Here is a 3,722-nt window from a genome sequence, read left to right on the forward strand (position 1 = left end):
AAGCCTATTTAACTGGCCGTGGTAAAGTGTACATGCGTGCACGCGCCGACGTCGAAACCGATGAAAAAACAGGCCGTGAAACAATCATCGTTCACGAAATTCCTTATCAAGTTAATAAAGCCCGTTTAATTGAAAAAATTGCAGAGCTTGTTAAAGATAAGAAAATTGAAGGTATTAGTGCACTACGTGATGAATCAGATAAAGACGGTATGCGTATCGTTATTGAAATTAAACGTGGTGATGTAGGCGAAGTTATTTTAAATAACTTGTATTCACAAACTCAGTTACAAACTGTGTTTGGTATGAATATGGTTGCATTAATTAACAACCAACCTAAGTGTTTTAATCTAAAAGAAATGCTTGAAGAGTTTATTATTCACCGCCGTGAAGTAGTAACTCGTCGTACCGTGTTTGATTTACGCAAAGCGCGTGACCGTGCTCACACGCTTGAAGGTTTAGCAATTGCGCTTGCAAACATTGACCCAATTATCGAGCTTATTCGTAAATCCCCTACACCTGCTGAAGCTAAAATTGCTTTAACTGCACGTCCGTGGGAATTAGGTCATGTACAAGGTATGCTTGAAAAAGCAGGCGAAGATAATGTAGCCCGTCCAGATTGGCTTGCTGATGATTTAGGTATTCGCGACGGTCAATACTATATTTCTGAGCAACAAGCTCAAGCAATTCTAGATTTGCGTTTACACAAGCTTACTGGTCTTGAACACGAAAAAATCTTAACTGAATATCAAGCGTTATTGGAGTTAATTGCTGAGCTACTTTATATTTTGGCAACACCTGAGCGTTTAATGGAAGTTATTCGTGACGAACTAGTTGAAATTAAAGCGCAGTATGGCGACGAACGTCGTACCGAGATTAATGCAGCGGCTCACGATATCAGTCTTGAAGACTTAATTACCGAAGAAAACGTTGTTGTAACGCTTTCTCACGAAGGGTATGTGAAGTATCAGGCATTGTCTGATTACGAAGCACAGCGTCGTGGTGGTAAAGGTAAGTCAGCAACGAAGATGAAAGATGAAGATTTCATTGAACGTCTGTTAGTTGCAAATACACACGATACTATTTTATGTTTCTCTACGGCCGGTCGTTTATATTGGCTTAAAGTGTATCAGTTACCACTAGCAAGTCGTGCAGCGCGCGGTAAGCCAATTGTTAACTTGTTACCACTTGAAGCTGATGAACGTATTACTGCTATATTGCCAGTACGCGAGTACGCAGAAGATAAATATATCTTTATGGCTACTGCATTCGGTACAGTTAAGAAAACACCATTAACGGCTTACAGTCGTCAACGTGCAAGCGGTATTATTGCTGTTAACTTAAATGATGGCGATAGCTTGATTGGTGTTGATATTACCGATGGTAGCAACGAAATTATGTTGTTCACTGATGCAGGTAAAGTTGTACGCTTCAAAGAAGCTGAAGAAACAACAGTTGTTGATGAAAACGGTAACCCAGTATTAGACGAAGAAGGTAACCCTGAGATTCGCTTCAAAGGTGTTCGCCCAATGGGTCGTACTGCTACAGGTGTTCGTGGTATTAAAATGCCGGACGAGCAACGCGTAGTATCGTTAATTGTACCAAAAACTGACGGTGCTATTCTAACGGTAACTGAAAATGGTTACGGTAAGCGTACACAACTTGAAGATTACCCATCTAAGAGTCGTGCAACACAAGGTGTTGTATCAATTAAGGTGAGTGAACGTAACGGCGCTGTTGTTGGTGCTGTGCAAGTTGATGACAACGATGAAATAATGATTATTTCGAATCGTGGTACCTTAGTACGAACTCGCGTTAATGAAGTTTCAACGGTTGGACGTAACACACAAGGTGTTATTTTGATCAGAACTATTGACGGAGAGCAAGTAGTTGGTTTACAACGTATAGAAGAGATTGAAGTTACAGAAAGTGACTTAATTGATATTGAAGACGTTGAAACAGTAGATACGGTTATTGATGAAGTAGCGGATGATAATCCTCCTTCAGAATAATTGATATTGAAAAAGCGGCCTTGGCCGCTTTTTTTAATGTTGTTGAAAAAAATTAATAGGGTGTGAAATTATACTCATACCAATTCGCTTAATTAAGAGATCTATTTTGAGGGTGGAAAAACGTGTTGATAGCTAGGCAAAAAATTCGCTATTTAGTTGTTCTAAATGAGAATTTTTTAACGCAAGTAGCGACACGTTTAGCCCCGCAAAATGATTAAGTATTATTGCGGATTGGTATTATTCATTAAATTTTAAAGGTTTAGCGGATTGGTATTAAATGTTCATGCTTAGTAGTTAAATTACTGGAATGAGGCAAAGGTAATGAGTAAATATAATTTTTGTGCGGGGCCAGCTATGCTTCCGCAAGCGGTTATGAAAAAAGCGCAAAAAGAGTTTCTAGATTGGCAAGACCTAGGTGTGTCTGTGATGGAGATTAGCCATCGTAGTAAAGAGTTTTTAGCGCTTACAGCTAAATGTGAAGCTAGCCTTCGTCGCCTAATGAATATTAGTGATGAATTTGAAGTGCTGTTTATGCATGGTGGTGGTCGTGGCCAGTTTAGTGCTGTGCCATTAAACTTACACCAAGAAGGCAAAACAGCGTTTTATTGCGAGAATGGCGTATGGTCGAAAAGCGCCAGAGATGAAGCGAATAAGTTTACTCAAACGTCTTTTACGGATGTCCGTAATGATGCTGATGGTGAGTTTTCAATTAAAGACGTTGCTGACTGGGAATTACCAGAAGACGCTGCGTACATCCACTATTGCCCTAATGAAACTGTCGATGGCTTAGAGATTTTTGATGTACCAAGCCACCCAACAGCTCCGATTATTGCTGATATGTCTTCAACTATTTTATCGCGTGAGATAGACGTTAATAAATTTGATTTGATTTACGCTGGTGCGCAAAAAAATATCGGTCCATCGGGCATATCAATTGTTATTGTTCGTAAAACATTACTTGAGCGCGAAGGTTTGCCAAAGCCCGGTATTTTAGATTACGCACTTGAAGCAAAGCAGGGCAGTATGTTTAATACCCCACCTACCTTTGCTTGGTATTTAGCGGCTGAAGTATTTGAATGGCTTGAAAGCAATGGTGGGGTAAAAGCCATGGAAGCAAAAAATATTGCTAAAGCAAATTTACTGTATGATTTTATCGATAACTCAGATTTTTATTCAAATATAGTCGCTAAACATTGCCGCTCACGCATGAATGTTCCATTTTGGTTAAACGATGAAAGCTTAAATAGCAAATTTGTTGCTCAATCAAACGAGGCCGGTTTACTTGCACTTGAAGGTCACAGAATTGTGGGCGGTATGCGCGCAAGTATTTATAACGCTATGCCTCTTGAAGGTGTTCAAGCACTTGTAGATTTTATGGCTGCATTTGCAAAGGAGCACAGCTAATGGAGCAGCTCCGTTTAGAACCTATTTCTAAAGTAAATGGCACGGTAACCCTACCAGGTTCAAAGAGTCTATCGAACAGAATTTTATTATTAGCAGCACTGGCAAACGGTACCACCGTTGTAGAAAACTTACTTGATAGTGACGATATACGCCATATGCTGGGTGCTTTAAAGTTATTAGGCGTAAATGTAACTTTAAATGATGAACACACTGTAGCGACCGTAGAGGGAGTTGGTGGTGTGTTTAATACACCTACGGAGCCCTTATTTTTAGGTAATGCAGGTACTGCTTACAGACCTTTAACGGCTG

The 3,722-nt window shown here is 39.8% G+C and carries 2 protein-coding genes and 1 pseudogene; all 3 read left to right on the plus strand.

Going from position 1 to position 3,722, the window contains the following annotated elements; all coding sequences use genetic code 11:
- Positions 1-2,009, plus strand: a 2,009-nt coding sequence (locus L654_RS0102300) for a DNA gyrase C-terminal beta-propeller domain-containing protein (RefSeq protein WP_024607142.1), incomplete at its 5' end; no start/stop codon positions are given.
- Positions 2,010-2,330: 321 nt separating this feature from the next.
- Positions 2,331-3,413, plus strand: coding sequence for a 3-phosphoserine/phosphohydroxythreonine transaminase (gene serC / locus L654_RS0102305; protein WP_024607143.1), 1,083 nt, complete (start codon positions 2,331-2,333; stop codon positions 3,411-3,413).
- Positions 3,413-3,722: pseudogene (locus L654_RS0102310) on the plus strand (3-phosphoshikimate 1-carboxyvinyltransferase); the annotation flags it as partial. The gene serC and the pseudogene L654_RS0102310, both read left to right, overlap by 1 nt.

This window comes from Pseudoalteromonas sp. TAB23, from assembly GCF_000498075.1.
Taxonomy (GTDB): domain Bacteria; phylum Pseudomonadota; class Gammaproteobacteria; order Enterobacterales; family Alteromonadaceae; genus Pseudoalteromonas; species Pseudoalteromonas arctica.

Bases quoted from the DNA above. Each gene is read 5' to 3' on its own strand.
- serC (WP_024607143.1), top strand. From the start codon at position 2,331: ATGAGTAAATATAATTTTTGTGCGGGGCCAGCTATGCTTCCGCAAGCG.